This window comes from Paraburkholderia sp. SIMBA_054, from assembly GCF_046534875.1.
GTDB lineage: Bacteria > Pseudomonadota > Gammaproteobacteria > Burkholderiales > Burkholderiaceae > Paraburkholderia > Paraburkholderia hospita.
Genome location: NZ_JAWRXV010000008.1, coordinates 76,833 through 90,918, shown reverse-complemented (window position 1 = coordinate 90,918; position 14,086 = coordinate 76,833). Strand labels below are relative to the sequence as shown.

The 14,086-nt window shown below is 61.6% G+C and carries 15 protein-coding genes; 11 read left to right on the top strand and 4 right to left on the bottom strand.

What is annotated here, in order from left to right:
• Positions 1 to 132: 132 nt before the first annotated feature.
• The 3 genes from SB822_RS11980 to SB822_RS11970 all read left to right on the top strand — a co-directional run bounded on the left by SB822_RS11980 (position 133) and on the right by SB822_RS11970 (position 3,030).
• Complete coding sequence (locus tag SB822_RS11980) at positions 133 to 1,248, top strand: alkene reductase (RefSeq protein WP_410854752.1); 1,116 nt, start codon at positions 133 to 135, stop codon at positions 1,246 to 1,248.
• A 28-nt stretch (positions 1,249 to 1,276) separates the two neighbouring features.
• Positions 1,277 to 2,026, top strand: coding sequence for an SDR family NAD(P)-dependent oxidoreductase (locus SB822_RS11975; RefSeq protein WP_410854751.1), 750 nt, complete (start codon positions 1,277 to 1,279; stop codon positions 2,024 to 2,026).
• Between the two features lie 191 nt (positions 2,027 to 2,217).
• Complete coding sequence (locus SB822_RS11970) at positions 2,218 to 3,030, top strand: prolipoprotein diacylglyceryl transferase family protein (RefSeq protein ID WP_410854750.1); 813 nt, start codon at positions 2,218 to 2,220, stop codon at positions 3,028 to 3,030.
• Between the two features lie 96 nt (positions 3,031 to 3,126).
• On the opposite strand, the gene SB822_RS11965 is transcribed toward SB822_RS11970, so the two are convergent.
• The 3 genes from SB822_RS11965 to SB822_RS11955 form a co-directional block, all read right to left on the bottom strand.
• Complete coding sequence (locus SB822_RS11965; protein ID WP_007583132.1) at positions 3,127 to 3,945, bottom strand: flagellin domain-containing protein; 819 nt, start codon at positions 3,943 to 3,945, stop codon at positions 3,127 to 3,129.
• 492 nt (positions 3,946 to 4,437) lie between these two features.
• The gene (locus SB822_RS11960; protein WP_410854749.1) at positions 4,438 to 5,676 is read right to left on the bottom strand and encodes an MFS transporter; all 1,239 of its coding nucleotides are present in this window, start codon (positions 5,674 to 5,676) and stop codon (positions 4,438 to 4,440) included.
• 7 nt (positions 5,677 to 5,683) lie between these two features.
• Positions 5,684 to 7,411 (bottom strand): serine hydrolase, encoded by a 1,728-nt coding sequence (locus SB822_RS11955; protein ID WP_410854748.1) that lies wholly within the window; start codon positions 7,409 to 7,411, stop codon positions 5,684 to 5,686.
• Positions 7,412 to 7,700: 289 nt separating this feature from the next.
• Here SB822_RS11955 and SB822_RS11950 point away from each other — a divergent pair, with 289 nt between their 5' ends.
• A complete protein-coding gene (locus SB822_RS11950) occupies positions 7,701 to 7,859 on the top strand; it encodes a DUF3563 family protein (protein ID WP_007742991.1) in 159 nt (52 codons plus the stop codon).
• 4 nt (positions 7,860 to 7,863) lie between these two features.
• Here SB822_RS11950 and SB822_RS11945 read toward each other — a convergent pair whose 3' ends face one another.
• Positions 7,864 to 8,736, bottom strand: coding sequence for a LysR family transcriptional regulator (locus SB822_RS11945; RefSeq protein ID WP_079492474.1), 873 nt, complete (start codon positions 8,734 to 8,736; stop codon positions 7,864 to 7,866).
• 101 nt (positions 8,737 to 8,837) lie between these two features.
• Here SB822_RS11945 and SB822_RS11940 point away from each other — a divergent pair, with 101 nt between their 5' ends.
• The 7 genes from SB822_RS11940 (at position 8,838) to SB822_RS11910 (ending at position 14,061) form a co-directional block, all read left to right on the top strand.
• The gene (locus SB822_RS11940; RefSeq protein WP_410854747.1) at positions 8,838 to 10,124 is read left to right on the top strand and encodes an MFS transporter; all 1,287 of its coding nucleotides are present in this window, start codon (positions 8,838 to 8,840) and stop codon (positions 10,122 to 10,124) included.
• Positions 10,125 to 10,144: 20 nt separating this feature from the next.
• The gene (locus SB822_RS11935; protein WP_410854746.1) at positions 10,145 to 10,525 is read left to right on the top strand and encodes a VOC family protein; all 381 of its coding nucleotides are present in this window, start codon (positions 10,145 to 10,147) and stop codon (positions 10,523 to 10,525) included.
• Positions 10,526 to 10,927: 402 nt separating this feature from the next.
• Complete coding sequence (locus tag SB822_RS11930) at positions 10,928 to 11,383, top strand: carboxypeptidase regulatory-like domain-containing protein (RefSeq protein WP_410854745.1); 456 nt, start codon at positions 10,928 to 10,930, stop codon at positions 11,381 to 11,383.
• Positions 11,380 to 12,000: a ubiquinol-cytochrome c reductase iron-sulfur subunit gene (petA, locus tag SB822_RS11925; protein ID WP_410854744.1), complete on the top strand. Its 621-nt coding sequence runs from the start codon at positions 11,380 to 11,382 to the stop codon at positions 11,998 to 12,000. The genes SB822_RS11930 and petA overlap by 4 nt, the downstream gene beginning before the upstream one ends.
• A 13-nt stretch (positions 12,001 to 12,013) precedes the next feature.
• Positions 12,014 to 12,232 (top strand): hypothetical protein, encoded by a 219-nt coding sequence (locus SB822_RS11920; protein WP_410854743.1) that lies wholly within the window; start codon positions 12,014 to 12,016, stop codon positions 12,230 to 12,232.
• A 74-nt stretch (positions 12,233 to 12,306) separates the two neighbouring features.
• On the top strand, positions 12,307 to 13,233 hold the full coding sequence (locus SB822_RS11915) for a LysR family transcriptional regulator (RefSeq protein ID WP_410854742.1): 927 nt from the start codon (positions 12,307 to 12,309) through the stop codon (positions 13,231 to 13,233).
• 117 nt (positions 13,234 to 13,350) lie between these two features.
• Positions 13,351 to 14,061: an SDR family NAD(P)-dependent oxidoreductase gene (locus tag SB822_RS11910; protein WP_410854741.1), complete on the top strand. Its 711-nt coding sequence runs from the start codon at positions 13,351 to 13,353 to the stop codon at positions 14,059 to 14,061.
• Positions 14,062 to 14,086 lie beyond the last annotated feature (25 nt).

The window sequence follows — 14,086 nt, the reverse complement described above, 5'->3', positions numbered from 1 at the left end:
CCCAGGTTTCGTCGAAGTCGTCAGGCCCTATTCTCTCAAGGAATGGCAGTTATCCCCGCCAGGCCTCTTCTGCGCGGCTTAACGGGCGCTCATGATCCCGTCATCTTCAACACTCATCCAGAGGATGCACGCATGAACACGCTCTTCAGCCGTACCCATGTCGGCCCTTTCGAACTCAGTCACCGCGTCGTGCTCGCGCCGCTCACGCGGATGCGCACCGGGCAAGGCAACGTGCCCGGCGACCTGATGGTCGAGTACTACACGCAGCGCGCCTCGGAAGGCGGCCTGCTGATTAGCGACGCGACGGCCGTCTCGCCGCTTGGCATTGCCTACGTCGACGCGCCGGGCATTTACACGGATGCGCAGGTAAAGGGCTGGAGGCGCGTGACGGATGCCGTGCACGCGAAGGGCGCGCGCATCTTCCTGCAAATGTGGCACGCGGGACGTCAGGCGCATCCCGCCAACACGGGCGGCGTCACGCCTGTTGCCCCGTCCGCGTTGCGCTCGCTCGAACATGCGGCGATTCGCGACGGAAACGGCAACTTCGCGGAAGCCGAACTGATCGTGCCGCGCGAACTGGAGATCGACGAAATTGCGGGCATTGTCGAGCAGTTCCGTCGCAGCGCCGTGCTGGCGAAAGAGGCGGGCTTCGACGGTGTCGAGCTGCACGGCGCAAATGGATATCTGTTCGAGCAGTTCCTGCTGGACGGCACGAACCATCGCACCGACGCCTATGGCGGCCCGATCGACAATCGCGCGCGATTCCTGTTCGAAACGCTCGATGCTGTCGTCGCCGTGTGGGGGCCTGGCCGCGTCGCACTGCGGCTGTCGCCGAGCGGCACGTACGGCACGATGTCGGACAGTGATCCGCATGCCACCTTCGGTTATGTCGCAGAGCGTCTGAACAGTTATGACCTCGCGTATCTGCATATCATCGAGCCGCGTATTCGCGGCATCGTCGAGCAGGAGACGAGCGAGTCGGACGTCACGTCGAAAGACATGCGCCGCTTCTACAACGGCACGATCATCGCCGCAGGCGGCTTTACGGGCGAAAGCGCCGGGCAGATCGTCGCCGACGGCCACGCAGACCTCGTCGCATTCGGGCGCATGTTCATTTCGAATCCCGATCTGCCCGAACGTCTGCGCACCGGCAAGCCGCTCACCCGCTACGACCGTTCGACCTTCTACGGCGGCGATGCGCGTGGCTATACCGACTACGCGTTTCATGCAGAAACCGAAGCCGCTTGAATCAGCTTGAATCAGGAACGACAACATCATGAATCGACTTGCAAACAGGACAGCCGTCATCACAGGCGGCAGCAGCGGCATTGGACTTGCGACCGCGCAACGCTTTGTCGACGAGGGCGCGTATGTGTTCATCGTCGGCAGGCGGCAATTGGAACTCGATAAAGCCGTGCAGCAGATTGGCCGCAACGTGACGGCCGTGCAGGCCGACGTGACGAAGCTCGATGAACTGGATCGCCTGTTTTCCATTGTCGGAGAGCAACGCGGCAAGATCGACGTTCTGTTCGCCAATTCAGGGGCGGTCGAACATCGCACGCTCGAGGAGATTACGCCACAACACTACGATGCCACGTTCGACGTCAACGTGCGCGGACTCATTTTCACTGTGCAGAAAGCGCTACCGTTGATGGGCAATGGAAGCAGCATCATCCTGACCAGTTCGGTTGCAGGTGTCAAAGGCTTGCCGGCTCACGACACGTACAGCGCGGCCAAGGCAGCCGTCCGCTCGCTGGCGCGGACATGGACCGTCGAACTGAAGGGCCGCGGCATTCGCGTCAATGCCATCAGCCCAGGCGCGATCGACACGCCGATCATCGACAGCCAGGTTGCGACGGCCGCCGAAGCAGACGAACTGCGCGCCAGGTTCGCTGCCGCGACGCCATTGGGCCGCATCGGTCGGCCTGAGGAAATCGCGTCCGCGGCGCTGTTCCTTGCATCTGACGAGAGCAGCTTCGTTGCGGGTATCGACCTGTTCGTCGACGGTGGCCTCGCGCAGGTGTGAACGTGTCGCGATGTCGGGGCGAGCGATCACGCTCGCCTCCATTTGCTGATTTCTTCAAAGGGCGGAAATCAATCGCAGCCAGGAACGAGACGAACGAGCATATTCTTGATCCTCTAGGGTGTTCATGCGCTTGTGACCTTAGCGGTATATTCCAAGTCACTGGAACTCGGCTACGCACCTGGAACAAACGAATGAATATTGGCCCCTTGGCGCTTCCTGCTGGACCGCTTGCACTGTTCATCGGCATTGCCGTAGCGTTACTCGCCAGTAGATTCTCTGGCGAGAAGCAATCCGACGTCGAGCGCGCCCTCTTTACGGCGTTACTCATTGGCCTGTTCGTCGCGCGTGCGGTGTTCGTTCTTCAATACCTGCCGAGCTATCGCGGCGACTTCCTGCAAATGCTCGATATCAGAGACGCGGGATTCGCGGCGATACCCGGCATTGCGGCAGGAATCGTCGTCGCGGTGGTTACCGCAATACGGCGATCGGCAATACGGCGCCCGTTAGCCATCGCGACAATATCGGGATTCGTCGCGTGGGGCATCGCTGGTGCAGTGATGGAACGATCCGATCAGCCCTCGCACGTGCCGTCCATATCGTTACTCGACGAGGCCGGTATGCCGCAACCCCTTGCACGCAATAACGGCAAGCCGCTTGTCGTCAATTTGTGGGCGACATGGTGCGGGCCCTGTCGAGGGGAAATGCCCGTGCTTGCCAGCGCGCAGACGAGCCATCCCGAACTCGACCTGGTTTTCGTGAATCAGGGAGAAGACCGCCACACGGTCGAGGCGTTTCTGGCAGACCTCAACTTGCACATCGATAACTCCCGCTTTGATCCGCAACTGACACTCGCAAAAAGTGTGAATGTCACTGCTTATCCGACCACGCTCTTTTACGATGCCAACGGACGATTGCTGGAAAAGCACTTGGGGCGCGTATCGGAGGCGACTTTTGAGGCAATGCTGGCGCGGCTTTATCCGTCGCTCGAATCCTCGCGACCTTGAGCAGATAGGGCGTGCCTTAGCGAACTGGAAGATGATCCGTTAAGGAAACACCGTGCATCCCGCTCGCCCGACACAGGATGCACAATGCCGTTCCCGTTACTGCAGAAGCTTCAGCACCTGCTGCGGCATCGAGTTCGCTTGCGCGAGCACCGAGATGCCCGCTTGCTGCAACACCTGAGCCTTCGACAGGTTGGCCGTTTCCGTCGCAAAGTCCGCGTCGGTGATCTGCGATTCGGCGGCGCTCATATTGGTCGCTTCCGTTTGCGTCGTCGAAATGGCGGCCTGGAACGTGTTCTGCGTTGCACCGAGCGTTGCCTGGAAGGTGTTCACGCTCGTCAGCACGCTATCGATCGAACTCATGGCGGCTTGCGCACCCGAAGCGGTCGCCACGCTCAAACCGCTGATGCCCAGCGAGTTCGCGTCCCAGCTCTGCGTGCCGAAGTTCGCGGTGATCTGCTGGCCGTTGAACGCGCCGATCTGGAAGTTGACCGAGCCGACACCGTTCAGCACGGCCTGACCGTTGAACGTAGTCTGTTGTGCAACGCGTGTGATTTCCGTCAGACGCGTCGACACTTCCGCCTGCAGGTTGGCGAGCGCGTTCGAGTCGAGCGAGCCGTCGCCTGCTTCCACTGCCAGCTGACGGATGCGCTGCAAGTTGTCGACGATCGATTGCAGCGCGCCGTTCGTGGTCTGCACCATCGAAATGCCGTTGTTCGCGTTTGCGGCGCCCTGCGTCAACGCATTGATCGATGCCGTCTGCGACGTCGCGATCGCGAGGCCCGCCGCGTCGTCAGCGGCCGTGTTGATGCGCTTGCCCGACGATAGACGGTTGATCGCCTGCGAGAGCGCGTTTTGCGAACCCGACAGATTGTTCTGCGCCGTCAGCGACATGATGTTTGTATTGATGTTCAGCATTTCAACCCCTTTCGGTTCTGGAAAAATCGACATGAGCGGCGACGCAATTTATTCACTATTTCGCGCCGCCACTCGACGGGGTTTACGACGTCTCTAAATATTGCTTTAGGTTTCGCGTGGTAATTTCCGCTCTACATCCATGCAGGATTACAACGTTGTCGCAGCACGTTCGCACCAGAAGATGACACTACAACATACTGATAAATATGCATTTTTTCGTATAAATTCGCACTTCTTCCATTTTCATTCACAGGTATTACAAAGAGAATGTCGCTGCTTTTATTGTTACGAATAATTATGCAAGCTTTATAGCTTCTCGAAAGGAATAATCGATAAAACCTCGTTTATCGCTGACGTGGTAATAACTTTTACTGACAGTCCGGTTGCCATTACATCTGCGAATCTTTCAGGCAGAAAACCTGTCGCTTGCCGCGCGGGGTTAGCAAACTTATTTCACAGTGAGGCAACGTAAGCCTCGTTCGCACGCGCCGTTTAGCTGCGCAGATCGATGCGTCGCGCGGGACGTGCCAGCAGCAGCACGATCGTGACCACGCAAAATACGGCGCCCGCATGGAACGTCGCGGCCGCGCCTATCGTGTCCCACAACGCGCCCGCGATCACGCTGGAAACCAGCGTCACAAGTCCGCTCGCGAGATTGAACAAGCCGAACGCAGTGCCCCGCAAATGCGCAGGCGCGCTGTGCGACACCATCGTCGCGAGCAGCCCTTGCGTCATGCCCATATGCAGGCCCCACAGGGCGACGCCCACGAGCAGGATGCTCCAGTGAACCGCGTGGGCAAGCACGAGATCGGACACGCCAAGTATCACGAGCCCGGCGACCAGCAGCCTGACATGACTCGTCGAATCGGCAAGCTTGCCGAGCGGATAGGCCGATAGCGAATACACGACGTTCATCGCGACCATCACGAGCGGCACCAGCGCGACGGGCACGCCGCTGTCCAGCGCGCGCAGCACGAGGAACGCCTCGCTGAAGCGCGCGAGTGCGAACGCGGCGCCGACGGCGACGATCCACCAGTACGCGCCATCGAGTTGAAGAATACTGTCGCGCCGGATCGGATTGACGCGCTTCGCGCCGGGCTGGCGGGCGGGTTCGTCGATGCCGACCGTCAGTAACGCGACAGCCAGCACTGCCGGAATGAAGGCGAGCCAGAACGCAAGCCGGAAGTTATTCGCCCAGATCAGCATGATCGCGGCCGCGAGCAACGGCCCGAGAAAAGCGCCCACGGTATCGAGCGACTGCCGCAATCCGAACGCAGCCCCACGCAGCGGCGGCGGCGTGACATCGGCGACGAGTGCATCGCGCGGCGCGCCGCGAATGCCTTTGCCGATCCGGTCGATTACGCGCGCCGTCACGACCAGGCCGAGGGTCGGCGCAATCGCGAACAACGGCTTGCTCAGCGCGCCGAGTCCATAGCCCGCGACGGCGAGCCATTTGCGATTGCCGAGGTAATCGCTGAGCGCACCGGAAAAGACCTTGACGATGGGCGCCGTCGCCTCGGCGATACCCTCGATCAATCCGATCGTCGTCGCGCTCGCGCCGAGGCTCGCCAACATGAACATCGGCAGCAAGCTGTGAATGATCTCCGATGAGATGTCCATCAACAGGCTCACGCAGCCCAACACCCAGACGCTGCCGGGTATCTGCCGAAGGGTGCTGACGCGGGACCGGCTGGACGTCGGCTTTTCCGGGGACGCAGGACGCTCGTCCATATGGCCGTCACACCTTGCGAAGAATGAAACGCCCCGCCCCTGTCATCTGATCGAGCGAGACGATCTGTCCGTCACGCTCGATGAACTCGAAGGTCGAGCCCGGCGCGGACGCTATGCGAAACACGCGATCCCGCGCAGCAATGAAGCGCTCGTCGCGCTGCCCCGGCACGCGCAGCCACAACGTGCCGTCGTCGCGCAGGAACACGTCGACGCGCACACCGACGGCCGTTTCGTAGACTCCCGCAAAGCGCTGCACCACGGCGGGCGAATGAGCAAACTCCTTGCGCACGAATATGACTTCGTTCTCGACGATCTTCGTGACGAAGCGGTCGATATCGCCTTCGTGTGTCGCCTGAAAGTTGATGCGCCAGCGTGCGTCGTCTTCGGGATCCTCTACTTCAGCGTCGAAGCGGTCGTAGTGATAGTGCTGCAACTGCAAATCCTGATCGCGAAACTTCAGCCGCAGATGGTCATCCTCGAGCGCAATCGCGATCGTGCCATAGGCTTCATGCGCGAAGTCGCCCGCATAGTCTTCCAGTGGATGCGATGACTTCGTGTTGTCGATCCGGTCTTCGTAGCGGCTGCTACGCGCCTGCGACATCGCTTGCCGCGCGGGTTCCAAAAGGCCGAGCAGACGCTCGTTCCAGGGCGTCAGTTCGAGGCCGAGCAAACGCTCATAGAGCTGATAGTGGACGACATCGCGCAACGCCGCGCAATGATCGCCGATCACGAAAACGCTCACGCCGATCCGCTCTTTCGGCATGACCGAGACCTTCGAATGAAACCCGCGAATATCGCCGCCGTGAGAAGCCAACAGATGCCCGCGATAAACTTCCGTTTGCCTTCCCAAACCATATGCGCCGTTGAGCGATTCCCACCAGCCATATAGTTCCGGCGCCGAGTTCGGCAGCGATATCGCGGGCGCCATCGTCTCGCGCAGCAAGGTCTTCGATATGACTTGCCTGTCGTCAACCTTGCCGTCGTTGACGAGCAACGACAGCCAGCGCGACATGTCGCCGAGCGTCGATACCATGCTGCCCGACGGCCACGGCGAATCGCTTTTCCGCTTCGTATCGAGCTTGCGCAGTTCGCGGCGGTCGCGGTACTCGGTGTAGCCGATGGCGAGATTCGGCTCGTTCAACAACTCCGAATAGAGAAACGACGTATCGCGCATGCCCGCCGGTTCGAGCATGCGCTCGCGAACCAGCTCCGTCCATGACATGCCGCCCAGCCGCTCGATCGCATGCGCCACCGCGTAGTACATCACGTTGTTGTAGATGAACGTCTCGCGCAAGCCAGCGGTCGGCTTCATCAGATGCAGGCGGTCGAATACTTCCTTCGGCGTCGCCGCTGCGCCGTAGGTCATCATGTCGTGACGCGTGATGCCCGTGCGGTGCGCGAGAAGATCGCGCAGCGTGACGGAGCGCGTCAGTATGTCGTTACGAAACCGCAGTTCCGGTAGATGCTGGCAAAGCGGTTTGTCGAACGTGAGCTTGCCTTCGTCGACCAGCATACCGGCAGCCAGCGCGACGAACAGCTTCGTGTTCGACGCGATGGGAAAGAGCGTCGACGCATCGAACGGCAGGCGCTTGTCGTAATCGCGAAAGCCGTATCCACGCGTCAGAACAGGCACGTCATCGACGACGACAGCGACGCCGACGGCAGGTGCATTCCATTGCTGTAATAGCGAAGCGACGTTGTCGTCGAAGCCTTCGAGTCTCTCCAGCGGTGTCAATCGGATTCTCCTTGCGTCGAATGTTCATGAACCGGCCTTCTGCACGCATGAAGTCGCGCTCCCGCGTCAAATGCGTGCCGTCGAAATGCAACCGCATCGGGCGAGCAGTTATCCGCATGGAAGCATGGTGAAAGCAAACTGTTGCCGCGCGAAAGTTGGTTCTATCCGATCACATTCGCATCCGTCGACGGCCGCTGGATAACCCAAAAGCCCGCCGGACAAGGACTTCTCCGAAATGGCACGCTCGATGCAAATGGTTGCGCCTGAACCACCGCAACAGGAGCACGCCATGTTCGCATACTTCCTCCGGATCATCTTCGAACTCTTGGACCGCGCAGAGGAACTGCTGGACCGCGCCGAGCACAGCCGCCGTGACACGTACCTCTCGTCGGCCGTCGATCTCTTCGAACTCGAACGCCGCATGCGGCTGATCGAGGCGAGAGATTAAGCTGTCACAGCAATCCGACCAGATTGCCGAGCGTCGCGGACGCGTCCCCTTCACGCCATCCCAACGCTAGACGCGCCCGCATCTTCGCGCCCTGCACATCGATGTAGCGCACGCCCTTCACCTGCACCTGCGCAATCGCGGCGGGCACGATGGACACGCCGAGGCCCGCCGCCACCAGATTGATCACCGACGACACCTGCGGCGCAGGCTGCGCGAGGTGCGGACTGAAGCCCGCCTCGCCGCACGCGCGGACGATTTCATCGTGAAGCGTAACGCCCGCCGGCCCTGGCACAAGCACGAATGGTTCGTCGGCCAGAGCCGTCAACGGCAGGCGCTTCTTTGCTGCGAGCGGATGCGTTGACGGCAGCACGATTTTCATCGGCTCATCCGCGAAGCGATGCGTCTGCACGTGCTCCGGCGACGTGGTTCCGGGCCTGAAAAACACGGCATCGATCTCGTCATCGAGCAGGCGTTGCAGCAGCGCTGGCGTATTCGCTTCTTCGAGCGTCAGATCGACGGTCGGATAGCGGCTCTTGAAACGCTGAATCAGCGCGGGCACAACGGGATTGAACGCCGCCGACCCCGTGAAGCCGATACGCAGCCGTCCCGTCTCGCCACGCGCGGCCCGCTGCGCCGCTTGCGCCGCGCGTTGCGCGCCGCCCAGCACGCGCTGCGCCTCGATCAGAAACGCTTCGCCCGCGCCCGTCAGTTCGGCGCCATGCGCGGTTCGACGGAACAGCTCGACGCCCAACTCGCGCTCAAGGCTCTTGATCTGCTGACTGAGCGGCGGCTGTCCAATGCCGAGCTTTTCAGCCGCGCGCGTGAAGTTGCGCTCACTTGCAACCTCGACGAAATACCGTAAATGACGCAGTTCCATGCTAGTGCTAAAACGTATCGGGTTAGCCAGTTTCATATATTGGACAGTATAGCTCTGGCGCAGGACAATTCCTGCGTCACAGTCGACCGCCGATCTTGTCCATGAACTCCGATCCATCCGTTGCCACGCCCGATCGCATCGAAACATCCAGCACACGTTCCAACACCACCGGCGCATCCGGCGTGCGGCCCGGCTCGGCGGACTTTCGCCGCATCAGCATCGCGCTCTTTCTTGCGGGCTTCTCCACGTTCTCGCTGCTGTATTGCGTGCAGCCGTTGCTGCCTGTTTTCGCCAGCGAATTTCATATCGGCGCGGCGCAAAGCTCGCTCGCGCTATCGCTCTCGACAGGTTTCCTCGCGTTCTCGATTCTCTGCGCAGGCGTGCTATCGGAGCGGTTCGGCAGACGCGGCCTGATCTTCGCATCGATGACGCTCGCCGCGCTCTTCAACGTCTGCGCCGCGCTCGAAGCGGACTGGCACAGCATTCTCGTGGCCCGCGCGCTGGAAGGGCTGGCGCTCGGCGGCGTGCCCGCCGTCGCGATGGCGTATCTCGCGGAGGAAATCGATCCGCGCGGGCTGGGGCTTTCGATGGGGCTCTATGTCGGCGGGACGGCGTTCGGCGGAATGATCGGGCGCGTGGGCATGAGTTACATGAGCGATCATCTGTCGTGGCGCACGGCGATGCTGACCATCGGTATTGTCGATGTGGTGGCCGCTATCGCGTTCGTGTTGCTGTTGCCAGGCTCACGCAATTTCGTGAAACGCGCGGACCTCACTGCTGTTCATCACATCGCGCTGTGGCGCAAACATCTGACGGCCGCGACATTGCCCGCCGTGTTCGCAACAGGCTGCCTCGTCATGGGCGTGTTCGTCACCGTCTACAACTACGCGGGCTTTCGGTTGATGGCGCCGCCGTTCGATCTAAGCGCGACGCAAACCGGCCTGATCTTCTGTTCGTATCTGTTCGGTATCGTCGCCGCATCCGGCGCGGGCGCGCTGGCCGATCGCTGCGGGCGCGGGCCGGTCCTGACTGCGGGCGTCGTGGTGGCCGCGCTGGGACTTGCGTTGACGCTGATGCATGCGCTCGTACCTGTCGTGCTCGGCATCATCGTGCTGACTATCGGCTTCTTCATCACGCACTCGGTGGCGAGTGGCTGGGTCGGACAACTCGCCGATGGCGCAAAGGGTCACGCGACCTCGCTGTATCTGCTTGCGTACTATCTCGGTTCAAGCGTGCTCGGCTCGTGGGGCGGCTGGTTCTGGCAAAACGGCGCATGGCCGTCCGTCGCCGGATTTGGCTTTGCGATGCTCGCCGTCTGCGGCACGCTCACGTTGTACGTCACGCGCGTGAATGCGCGCAGAATTCGCGCGAACGCGCACGCACGCTGACTCACAGAAGGAGTCTCTTCATGATCGATCATCTCGACCATCTGGTGCTGACCTGCACCGATGCAGAAGCCACGACGAAGTTCTATACGCAGGTCATGCAGATGCAACTGGAGACATTCGGCGCCGGGCGTATCGCCTTTCGCCTCGGCAACCAGAAGATCAATCTGCATGTACGCGGCAACGAATTCGAGCCGAAGGCGCATTTGCCCGTGCCGGGCGCGCTGGACCTGTGCTTTATCGCATCGGTGCCGCTCGATCAGGTCGTCGCGCATCTCGCGGCATGCAACTGGCCGATTATCGAAGGGCCCGTCGAACGAACGGGCGCGACGCAGAAGATACGCTCCGTGTATGTGCGGGACCCCGATCTGAACCTGATCGAGATTTCTGAGCTGATGGGCTAGCGGCCTCGAACGTCAGAAGCCGGTCGTCATCGACATCAGCAACCTGCGCGGCGCCCGCTGCGTCATATATCCGCCCCGCGACGAGTATTCCCCGTACTCGTCCGTATCACGCGCTTTAATTCTCATTTAATTCGCGTTGCCTAAATTGCAGACACGAAGACTTTGAGGTCGCATCGTGAATGCCTTGATTCTCAAACCCTTGCGATGTCGCGTCGTGCACACGCGGTCGCGTTCGTCCCCTGTATCACGTACGCGACCGCCTTATCGACGGGCAAGGTTGCGCTTGCGATGCATCCGGTCCGGTGAATTTCAACGAAGGCGCAGCGCTCGTTGAACGACGCCGGGTATGCGCGCCAAAGCATCTGCAATAAACAGCTTTGATCTTCAAGATGGAGAACCGTCATGAACACTTTCACCAAAGCAGGTCTCGTTGCCATCGCGCTCGTGTTCGCGCAATCCGCAACCAGTGTCGCTTTCGCAGCGACGACGAATCTGCCGCCGCTTCATCAGCAAGGCGTGGTCACGTATCTTTCGGGTGGCGTCGGCAGCGATCAATCGGCTGCACTGAAGGACGTCATGCACAAATACCCGCTCGTACTCGAATTTGCGGGCGCGACGCGTCACGGGAATGAGTACCTCGCCGACGTTCCCGTTCACATCGCCGACATGAACGGCAAGACGCTTTTGAATGCGACCTCGCACGGACCGTTCATCCTCGCATCGCTTCCGAATGGGCGCTACAAGATCACCGCGAGCCATGACGGCAAGACCCAGCAGCGTCTAGTCGACATCAAATCGTCGGGCCATGTTCGCGCGATGTTCGTATGGCCGACCCACCCGGAAGGGAGCACATCATGAGCGCGGACGCGGACGTGCCCGTCGACGAAGCACGCCGTCGATGGATGATTGCGACATCGGTAGCGGGCGGCATTGCGGGCGTGGCCGTCGTCACGCCGTTCGTCGAATCGTTCAGGCCATCGGCGTCCGCGCTGGCGGCGGGCGCGCCCGTGACAGTCGATATCAGCCGGCTGCAGCCCGGCGACATGCTGACGGCGGCATGGCGCGGCAAGCCCGTCTTCATCGTCAATCGCACTGACACGATGCTCGCCGATGTGCGCGCCGCCGATCCGCTCGTCGCCGACCCGCAAACGACGCGGCCCTTCTCGATGCCGCTGCCGCCGTACTGCAACAACGAGTTTCGCTCGCGCCCGGAGCATAGCAATCTGCTCGTGGTGGTCGGCGTGTGCACGCATCTCGGCTGCACACCGAGTCCGCGTTTCCAGCCTGGCCCGCAAACGAGTCTTCCCGATGACTGGCCAGGCGGATTTCTTTGCCCATGTCACGGCTCGACCTATGACCTCGCAGGCCGCGTATTCAAGGACAAACCCGCGCCGCAAAATCTCGATGTGCCGCGTTATCGTTTCGAGTCCGTGGATCATGTCGTGATCGGCGCAGACGAACACGGCGAAGCCTGATCGCGCAGTTTTGATGTTCGTCAACGGCCCCTTTAGGATCGGCCTGCAGAAAACCGGCTTCGCCAACGAAGCCGGCCACTGCCTGATCATCGTCACGATGGTGCGCAGCCATCCCGTGTTGATCGTCCTGCTCGGGCGATCCCAACGCGCAGGCGCACTTCCACGACGCCGTCGATCTGCGCCGCTGGATCGTGACGGCGCAGCGCTAGCGGACGCATCGCGCGGCCTTTGAAGGGCCTGAACACGCACGCCGCTGTACACTTCCGGGCAACGTCGCCCCGCCGACGATTTCCCGAGCACTGCACCATGGACCGCATCGACGCAATGAAAGTGTTCGTCGCGACGCTGGACGAAGGCAGCCTGGCGGGCGCGAGCCGCCGGCTCGGCCGTTCGCCCGCCGCGGTGAGCCGCGCCATTGCCTTCCTCGAAGCGCACGTCGGCTCGCCGCTTCTGCACCGCACCACGCGCACGATCAAGCTCAGCGAGGCGGGCGAACGCTACGCGGCAGCGTGCCGGCGCATCCTGACCGATCTGGAGGAAGCCGACCTGCTGGTAGCGGGCGAGCGCTCCGCGCCGCGCGGCCTGCTGAACGTCACCGCGCCCGTCGCCGCTGGCCAGGACATGCTGCGCTCGATCCTCGACGACTTCATCGACGAGTACCCGGCCGTGTCGGTGCGCCTGCATATGCTCGACCGCCCCGTCAGCCTCATCGACGAAGGCATCGACGTCGCGCTGCGCATCGCGCATCTGCCCGATTCGACGCTGATCGCGATTCCCGTCGGCGAAGTGCGGCGCGTCGTGACGGCGTCGCCGCGCTATCTGGCCAAGCACCCGCAGATTCGCGAGCCCGCGGACCTGGAACAACATCAGATCATTTCGATGACGCACTTCGGCGTCGATTCGTGGAGCTTTCCGCCCGCCGAAGGCTCGACCGTCGCGCAGGTCGTCCATTTTTCGCCGCGCCTGATCGTCAACAGTATCGACGCCGCCGTGGCATCCGCTGTCGAAGGACGCGGCGTCACGCGCATGTTCTCCTATCACATCGCGCAGCAGGTAAAGGTCGGGCAACTGCGCATCGTGTTGCGCGACAGCGAGCACGCGCCCTTGCCCGTTCATCTTCTGACGCCCCACGGCCGCCTCTCGGTGCCGAAGGTGCGCGCCTTCGTCGATTTCGCCACGCCGCGTTTGCGTCGGCATTTCAACCAGTTACAGCGCATCACCGACGCCCATTGAACCGCCCAGCGGAAGAATGTCTGCCGCATTGCGTGGATTCTCTCTGCGATCGACTCAATCTAGACTTGCTCCATCGACATCGGGCCACACGGCCCAACTGGTTAAAGGAGCGGGTGAATGGGTGCCGAACAGAAAGTGGTGATCGTTACGGGCGCGTCGCAGGGCATTGGCGCGGGGGTGGTCAAAGCGTATCGCGACCGCAATTTCCGCGTAGTCGCGACGTCGCGCTCGATCCAGCCAAGCGACGATCCTGACATTGCCACCGTGCAAGGCAACATCGCCGACGTGAAGACCGCGCAACAGGTCGTCGCCGTCGCGCTGGAGCGCTTTGGCCGGATCGACACGCTGGTCAACAACGCAGGCATTTTCATCGCCAAGCCCTTCGACGCCTACACGCCCGAAGACTACGACGCCGTCATGGCGACCAACGTCAACGGCTTCTTTCATATCACGCAGCGCGTGCTGACGGAGATGAAAAAGAAACGCAGCGGCCATGTGGTGAACATCACGGCGAGCCTCGTGGACCGGCCTCGCGCCGGACTGCCCGCGGCGATGGCTGCGTTGACCAAAGGCGGGTTGAATGCGGTGACGCGGTCGCTGGCAATCGAGTATGCGCCGCTAGGCATTCGCGTGAATGCAGTCGCGCCAGGCGTCATCAAAACACCGATGCATCCGCGCGAACGGCACGAAGCACTCGCGCGTTTTCACCCGATCGGGCACCTCGGCGAAGTGACGGACATTGCGGAAGCGGTTCTTTATCTGGAATCGGCGGGCTTCGTGACGGGCGAGATTTTGCACGTCGACGGCGGAAGCAACGTCGGTTCTTGAGAGAGCGGGTGTTAGCGGCACGGCA

What these genes read in the sequence shown, in the direction of transcription:
- SB822_RS11935 (WP_410854746.1), top strand. Translation starts at nt 10,145, where the DNA reads ATGATCGATCATCTCGACCATCTGGTGCTGACCTGCACCGATGCAGAA.
- SB822_RS11945 (WP_079492474.1), bottom strand. Translation starts at nt 8,736, where the DNA reads ATGGAACTGCGTCATTTACGGTATTTCGTCGAGGTTGCAAGTGAGCGC.
- SB822_RS11950 (WP_007742991.1), top strand. Translation starts at nt 7,701, where the DNA reads ATGTTCGCATACTTCCTCCGGATCATCTTCGAACTCTTGGACCGCGCA.
- SB822_RS11920 (WP_410854743.1), top strand. Translation starts at nt 12,014, where the DNA reads ATGTTCGTCAACGGCCCCTTTAGGATCGGCCTGCAGAAAACCGGCTTC.
- SB822_RS11940 (WP_410854747.1), top strand. Translation starts at nt 8,838, where the DNA reads ATGAACTCCGATCCATCCGTTGCCACGCCCGATCGCATCGAAACATCC.
- SB822_RS11975 (WP_410854751.1), top strand. Translation starts at nt 1,277, where the DNA reads ATGAATCGACTTGCAAACAGGACAGCCGTCATCACAGGCGGCAGCAGC.
- SB822_RS11930 (WP_410854745.1), top strand. Translation starts at nt 10,928, where the DNA reads ATGAACACTTTCACCAAAGCAGGTCTCGTTGCCATCGCGCTCGTGTTC.
- SB822_RS11965 (WP_007583132.1), bottom strand. Translation starts at nt 3,945, where the DNA reads ATGCTGAACATCAATACAAACATCATGTCGCTGACGGCGCAGAACAAT.
- SB822_RS11910 (WP_410854741.1), top strand. Translation starts at nt 13,351, where the DNA reads ATGGGTGCCGAACAGAAAGTGGTGATCGTTACGGGCGCGTCGCAGGGC.
- SB822_RS11915 (WP_410854742.1), top strand. Translation starts at nt 12,307, where the DNA reads ATGGACCGCATCGACGCAATGAAAGTGTTCGTCGCGACGCTGGACGAA.
- SB822_RS11970 (WP_410854750.1), top strand. Translation starts at nt 2,218, where the DNA reads ATGAATATTGGCCCCTTGGCGCTTCCTGCTGGACCGCTTGCACTGTTC.
- SB822_RS11960 (WP_410854749.1), bottom strand. Translation starts at nt 5,676, where the DNA reads ATGGACGAGCGTCCTGCGTCCCCGGAAAAGCCGACGTCCAGCCGGTCC.
- petA (WP_410854744.1), top strand. Translation starts at nt 11,380, where the DNA reads ATGAGCGCGGACGCGGACGTGCCCGTCGACGAAGCACGCCGTCGATGG.
- SB822_RS11980 (WP_410854752.1), top strand. Translation starts at nt 133, where the DNA reads ATGAACACGCTCTTCAGCCGTACCCATGTCGGCCCTTTCGAACTCAGT.